Source organism: Salinisphaera sp. T5B8 (assembly GCF_040361255.1).
Lineage (GTDB): Bacteria > Pseudomonadota > Gammaproteobacteria > Nevskiales > Salinisphaeraceae > Salinisphaera.
On the sequence record NZ_APNG01000009.1, the window covers coordinates 163,049 to 169,055 of the forward strand.

Here is a 6,007-nt window from a genome sequence, read left to right on the forward strand (position 1 = left end):
TTCAGCCGACCACCCGATTGCGGCCTTCGGCCTTGGCTTGATAGAGGCGCCGATCGGCCTTTGCGAACAGGCTTCTGAAGTCCATGCCATCGCGCCCGAGTTCGGCAATGCCGATACTGGCTGATAACGGAATATCCTTGCCGCGATAGCGAAACGGCCGGTCATGAACCAGATCGCACAGGTCCTGGGCGATCTGTCGGGCGTGCGCGATATCCGCCCCCGATAACAGGATGCCGAATTCCTCGCCGCCAAGACGGCCCGCGATATCGGTCTGGCGAATACGGCTGGCAAGCAGCTCTGCCACGAAACATAGCGCCATATCACCCGCGTCGTGGCCGTAGTCGTCGTTGACGCGCTTGAAATGGTCGAGATCGACGACGAGCATCGCCAGCGGTATTTTCTGGCGCAGATAGCGCTGGCGCTCGCGCGCGAACACATCACGAAAACGCGAGCGGTTAGCCAGCCCGGTCAAAGGATCGGCCAGCGCCAATGCACGCAGTTCGGACTCCGTCTTTTCGCGACTGGCCTCGTAGATATACGAAAACCCGAGCGTGGAGGCGGTACACAGCACGATATTGACGACGCTCAGATAACCCGGCCAGCCATCCCACAAGCCGTAACGATAGACAAAGATTCCCCCGGCGCAGCTGATAAACAGCAACGCCACCCAGAGCCCCTGCCATCGGCCCAACAGCAGATGCGACAGTAGCGGTACCAGAAAAACCCATACGAAAACCGCGATGCCGTTCTGCTTGGCCAGCAGCGAAAGCATCATGACAAAGAAAAACGGCACCACGAAGATCAGGTTGTTGATCGGTGCGCGGCCGGTTTCGTGGATCACATAAAGCAGCAACGCGGCATAGGCCACCAGGCACAGTTCGGCCACGGCCAACCAGCGCGCATCCAGATAGAAGTGCAGCAAGGCATAGCCGAATACCGCCGTGCAGGTAAACCACAGCAGCGCCGTCAACACCGTCTGCTGATACGGGCGAACATCGGGAAAATGATCGCGCTTGGGAAAAAGACTTTTCATGGAATGTGCCGCGGCCCCGCTATGGCCAACCCCACATCCGCCAGCGCGCCTTCCCCCGAGAACCCGTTATTCATACGCTTGTCGTGTACCCAGCCGCCGTGCGGCGCTACGAAATTACGCGCACCGCATGTGCGCACGCCCCTTCGCTTGGAAATTTCCGGTGTTTGATCTTTCGCGATCGTGCGCGTTTCGTATCAACCGCCCGCTCTCGTTATAAATTGAAAACCGGCGCGTGTCGATGACCCGGCGCAAGTCTCGAACGGCCTTTCGGGGTGGCTATCGGCGCACGCAAATATATCTGCAATTGCCTAGTGCCAATCCCGAACATGCATAGCGCGTCATATTCGCCATGCCCGGGCCCCAAGACCGAATACGCGCTCACCGATGGCGGGCCGCCAACGACGGTATCGACACGGCCCAGGCGCGCGTACCGGCACCGGCGCCCGCCGCACGGTGTACAGTGAGCGGCCCAGGCACGACCTCGTCCTCTTAATGATTAGCGCCGCCGAAGCCCGTGAACGACTGAAACTGGGTAACCGGCAATTCGTCGACAACATCCAGAATTCGGACACCTTGAGCCGACACGCCCGGCCTGCCGAACTCGTGCTCAGGCAAAGCCCGTTTGCGATCGTGCTCGGCTGTTCGGATGCGCGTGTGCCGGCCGAGATCGTGTTCAACCAGGGTCTGGGCGATCTGTTCGTGATTCGCGTGGCCGGCAATATCGTGGCGCCCTCACAGATCGGCAGTATCGAATTCGCGGCCGGAAAGTTCGGCACGCCGCTCGTGGTGGTACTCGGCCACACCCAGTGCGGCGCGATCACCGCCACGCTCGACGAACTGCAGCGGCCCACCGAAAACCAGTCGCGCAACCTGCGTTCGATCGTCGATCGCGTGCGGCCATCGGTGGCAAAACTGCTCGACAGCGAGCTCGCCGAGGACCGACATGCGCTCATTCATGCGGCTGTGCGGGCCAATGTCGCGCGCTCGGTTAAGCGTCTGTCGCATGGCTCGGACATTCTCGAACAACTCATTGCGGACAGGCGCCTGGAAATCGTCGGCGCCGAATATGCCGTCGAAACCGGCGAAGTTCGATTCCTGGAGGATGTCGAGTCGCCCTAGCGCGGCATACGGCGCCGCGCCGGCGATGCGCCTGACCACGAGCGGGCCACTCAAGCGATCAGTCGTTCAACGTTTCCAGCGCGGCTACGAAGCGCGAAACACAGGCATCGACGTCGTAGAGCTTGTCGAGGCCGAACAGGCCGATCCGAAACGACTGGAAATCCTCGCCCTCGCCGCACATCAACGGCACCCCAGCCGCGATCTGTACGCCCGCTTCGGCGAAGCGCGCCCCGGACTGGATCCGGGCATCGCGGGTATAGCTCACCACGACGCCGGAGGCCTGAAAACCCGGCGCGGCGACGCTGTCGAAGCCATGTGTCTGCAAGGCATCGCGTATGCCACGGCCGAGCGCGAACTGGCGCTCGCGCGCGGTTTCGAAACCCAGCGCCCGCGTTTCTTCCATCATCGCTAACAAACGCGTGAGACCGTCGGTTGGCATGGTTGCATGATAGGCATGACCGCCGCCCTCGTAGGTTTCCATGATCTGGAGCCACTTGCGCAAATCGCAGGCATAGCTGCTGCTGGTCGTGTTCTCGATCCGTTCGCGGGCATGTTCACTGAGCATGACCATGGCGCAGCACGGCGAGGCACTCCAGCCTTTTTGTGGTGCGCTGATGAGAATATCTATACCACAGGCCTGCATATCGACCCAGTGCGTACCCGAGGCAATACAATCGAGCACGAACAGCCCGCCGTAGGCATGCACCGCCTCGCCGACGGCCTGCAGATAATCGTCGGGCAACAGCATGCCCGCCGAGGTTTCGACATGGGGCGCGAAGACCACGGCCGGGCGCTCGGCCTCGATGGTCGCCACCACGTCGGCGATCGCCGCGGGAGCAAACGGTGCCTGCGGCGCGTCGTATTCCCGTACCGCGCTGAGCACGGTCGTGGATTCGGGAATCACGCCCATATCCAGGATCTGGCTCCAGCGATAGCTGAACCAGCCGTTGCGGATGACCAGACAATGCGCGCCATGGGCAAACTGGCGTGCCACGGCCTCCATACCGAAGGTACCGCTGCCGGGCACGATCACCGCCGAATGGGCGTTGTATACCTGCTTGAGCACCCCGGACACGCCGGTAAGCACCTGCTTGAAGCGCGCCGACATATGATTGAGGGCACGGTCGGTATACACGACCGAATATTCCAGCAAGCCATCGGGGTCGACGGTTGAGCGCGCCTGCGTCATGGCGAATATCCTGTTTTTACTGCCTTGTGGCCGCTACTGTCGCATAAAACGAACCGCAAAAACCGGCCGATCGAAGGGTATTCTAGGCACACTCATTTGCCGAACGCATGCGCTGCGGCATGCGTGCTGGATATCGTTGTGAACCTGCTGGCTCATCTGCTGATTGCCGAATATACGCATACCTCTTTTGCCGGCCAGATTCTCGGCGACGAGATCAAGGGCCGCCTGGACGATCGCTTTGCCCCGACCATTCGCCATGGCATCCGCCTGCATCGTGCGATCGACGGCCACAGCGATGCACACAGCGCGCATCGACGGCTACGCAACCGTTTCGATGCGCCCCTGCGCCGCTATGCCGGTATCCTAGTGGATATCGGCCTCGATCACGCACTCGCCCGTGCCTGGCCGCAATTCCACGACCGCCCCCTCGAGGCCTTCGCCCGCGACGCGCAGCGCCGCGTGATCGACGAATGGCCCGCGCAGGCGCCATTCGCAGCGACTCGGCTACAGGGCCTGGAAACGATCCTGGTGGGCTATCGCGCACCACAGGGCATTCAACGCGCGCTCGACTCGGTGGCCCGGCGGCTGCGCCGTGACAATCCCGTAGCTGCGGCACTGCCGGCGTTAGAAGCTCAGCAATCAGCCTTCGACCAGGAAATCGCGCTAATCATGCGCGATCTTTACGATGTGATCAGCTGTATCGACCGCACGCCGCGGACCGACGCGTAACAGACGCCGCTCAAACGTCTTCGAGCTGTTGTTCCGGCGCGTTCTTTTCCAGGCGCCGACGTACGTCGATTTCGCGCATACGCCGGATTTCGGGTTTGTCGATCTGCTTGGCCACATAGCGCACCACATAGCGCTTGAGCTCGCCTTCGACGTCGGCCACCACATCCAGCACGGATGCCCGCAGGCCACGGGCGTTGAGTTCGACATCGATATCCTTCTCGCCGGGCGCGGGGATATCGATGAAGATATGCAGCGGCGCCTGGGCACGGGCCGTAAGCTTGAGATGCGCGCGCAGCTCGGTTTCGAAGCGGTGATCGTGGCCGGCCAGGCGTACCGTCAGATCGAGATCGATCGGAATCATCAAGGCGAACTCGATGAGTTCACCCTCGCGTCGCATCACCGACGGTTCGCCGATATTTCCCTCGGCCTGGATACGCGCCAGTCCGCCCGGACCCACGTTGCGCGGGCCGAAATCCACGGCGTTGCCGGTCAGATTCGACAACGCCTGTTCGACGCGTTCGACCGTGACCGCATGTTCGAAGAAGTCTCGCCCGAAGGCTTCGTAGGAATAGTCCTCGCGTGTTTGCGCGCTGGAATTCGAATGCTCCGCCATATCGAGACCTTCTTGTTTTTTTTGGTTAGGCGCGAAACGACTCAGACTACTTGCGGATACGGTTGTCCGCGTTGGTAAAGCCCTGCAGTGACACCTTCAGATCGATCCGGTCGCCGCGCGGGCCGATCAGGCTCACGGTGGCCTTGCTGCCGCTACGCAATTTGTTGCGTAGTGCGTCGTCTACAGGAAAGTCGGCCCGGCAGCCCTGCTCCAGACAGATCTGGAACGGAAAACGCCGGGGCTGATCGCCATCGACCTGGAACTGTACGCCGGGCGCCAGACGCGTACCCAGCGGCAGAATGAACACCATCGCCGCCGTATCGACTTCCGGCGGATAGCCCATCACGACCCGCAGAATCGGTTTGCCATTGTCCGGGCTGTTCACCAGCTGGGTCATTTCACAGGCCCCGTCGCCCTGCTCCGGACAGCGCACTTCCCAATCCTGGAAGGTCTCCACCTTGCCCGAATCCTGGGCGAAAGCCGCGGTGGCGATGAACGACAGCACAAGCGCCAACACAACGGCGCGCATGGGCATAAGCAAACGTGACGACATAGATAGGCCCCGGGGCATGTATTTATCGGTACTTTACTAGACAATACAGCGACCGTGACATGCCACCATGATTCGGTAGCACAAGCGCTTTCATTTAGCTGGCTAAAGAGACAGAGCAATCGGCATTCTGCGACCTCGACACCTGGGCATGGCACTCGCGCTGGCGCTCGTTATCGTGCTGCTTACCCGCGCGACACTGGACTATGTCTGGATCGGTAGCGTGCCGGCACCCTGCGAGCGCGTGAAAACGCCCGCGACCACGGCGATCGTGCTTAGCGGCGGGCCGGACTATCGCCGCACTCGCCGCGCGGTGGGCCTGTTCAAGGCCGGACAGGTGGATCGCATCGTGTTCTCGGGCGCCGGGCACGGGGGTGATTCGGCGGTCCGTCTGGCCCGCGAAGCGGCGCGACTTGGCGTGCCGCAAAAACGCATCCTCGTGGAGCGCGCGGCGCGTTCGACCTATGAAAATCTGGCCAACAGCTGTGCCCTGGCCGCTGTGCGCGATGCCCAGCGGCTGGCGATCGTGACCGACCAGCACCATAGTTATCGCGCCTATCTGACCGCCCGTGCCCAATGCGCCCAGCCCGAGATCTGCTCGGCCGCCGCACCCGTGCCGCTGACTGCGCAACGCCGGCGCAGCGAAGCGATGAAACTGTTCGCCTATCAGCTGCTCGGCCGCGCCGCCTGGTGGTGACAGCCAGCGACGACCGCGTTATGCGGGCCTAGCTGTGTAAACCCACCAGGTTGTTCACGCCGATGCCGAGTGTGCTG

General features: G+C 61.9%; 7 protein-coding genes. 3 read left to right on the forward strand and 4 right to left on the reverse strand.

Annotated elements, in window-relative coordinates; all coding sequences use genetic code 11:
- Position 1: 1 nt before the first annotated feature.
- Positions 2-1,033, reverse strand: coding sequence for a GGDEF domain-containing protein (locus T5B8_RS10180; protein ID WP_353178433.1), 1,032 nt, complete (start codon positions 1,031-1,033; stop codon positions 2-4).
- 492 nt (positions 1,034-1,525) lie between these two features.
- Here T5B8_RS10180 and T5B8_RS10185 point away from each other — a divergent pair, with 492 nt between their 5' ends.
- Positions 1,526-2,152 (forward strand): carbonic anhydrase, encoded by a 627-nt coding sequence (locus T5B8_RS10185; protein ID WP_353178434.1) that lies wholly within the window; start codon positions 1,526-1,528, stop codon positions 2,150-2,152.
- Between the two features lie 58 nt (positions 2,153-2,210).
- Here T5B8_RS10185 and T5B8_RS10190 read toward each other — a convergent pair whose 3' ends face one another.
- The gene (locus tag T5B8_RS10190) at positions 2,211-3,341 is read right to left on the reverse strand and encodes an aminotransferase class V-fold PLP-dependent enzyme (protein ID WP_353178436.1); all 1,131 of its coding nucleotides are present in this window, start codon (positions 3,339-3,341) and stop codon (positions 2,211-2,213) included.
- A 138-nt stretch (positions 3,342-3,479) separates the two neighbouring features.
- Between T5B8_RS10190 and T5B8_RS10195 the strand changes: the two genes are divergently transcribed.
- Positions 3,480-4,070 (forward strand): acyl carrier protein phosphodiesterase, encoded by a 591-nt coding sequence (locus tag T5B8_RS10195; protein ID WP_353178438.1) that lies wholly within the window; start codon positions 3,480-3,482, stop codon positions 4,068-4,070.
- A 10-nt stretch (positions 4,071-4,080) separates the two neighbouring features.
- Here T5B8_RS10195 and T5B8_RS10200 read toward each other — a convergent pair whose 3' ends face one another.
- Together T5B8_RS10200 and T5B8_RS10205 are read right to left on the reverse strand one after the other, a co-directional pair.
- Positions 4,081-4,683, reverse strand: coding sequence for an ATP-binding protein (locus T5B8_RS10200; protein WP_353178439.1), 603 nt, complete (start codon positions 4,681-4,683; stop codon positions 4,081-4,083).
- Between the two features lie 46 nt (positions 4,684-4,729).
- The gene (locus tag T5B8_RS10205; RefSeq protein WP_353178440.1) at positions 4,730-5,236 is read right to left on the reverse strand and encodes an invasion associated locus B family protein; all 507 of its coding nucleotides are present in this window, start codon (positions 5,234-5,236) and stop codon (positions 4,730-4,732) included.
- A gap of 148 nt (positions 5,237-5,384) precedes the next feature.
- Here T5B8_RS10205 and T5B8_RS10210 point away from each other — a divergent pair, with 148 nt between their 5' ends.
- Positions 5,385-5,930 carry a YdcF family protein gene (locus T5B8_RS10210; protein ID WP_353178441.1) on the forward strand — a complete coding sequence of 182 codons (546 nt, stop codon included), beginning with the start codon at positions 5,385-5,387 and terminating at the stop codon, positions 5,928-5,930.
- Positions 5,931-6,007: the final 77 nt, after the last annotated feature.

Bases quoted from the DNA above. Each gene is read 5' to 3' on its own strand.
- T5B8_RS10185 (WP_353178434.1), top strand. From the start codon at position 1,526: ATGATTAGCGCCGCCGAAGCCCGTGAACGACTGAAACTGGGTAACCGG.
- T5B8_RS10180 (WP_353178433.1), bottom strand. From the start codon at position 1,033: ATGAAAAGTCTTTTTCCCAAGCGCGATCATTTTCCCGATGTTCGCCCG.
- T5B8_RS10205 (WP_353178440.1), bottom strand. From the start codon at position 5,236: ATGTCGTCACGTTTGCTTATGCCCATGCGCGCCGTTGTGTTGGCGCTT.
- T5B8_RS10200 (WP_353178439.1), bottom strand. From the start codon at position 4,683: ATGGCGGAGCATTCGAATTCCAGCGCGCAAACACGCGAGGACTATTCC.
- T5B8_RS10210 (WP_353178441.1), top strand. From the start codon at position 5,385: ATGGCACTCGCGCTGGCGCTCGTTATCGTGCTGCTTACCCGCGCGACA.
- T5B8_RS10190 (WP_353178436.1), bottom strand. From the start codon at position 3,341: ATGACGCAGGCGCGCTCAACCGTCGACCCCGATGGCTTGCTGGAATAT.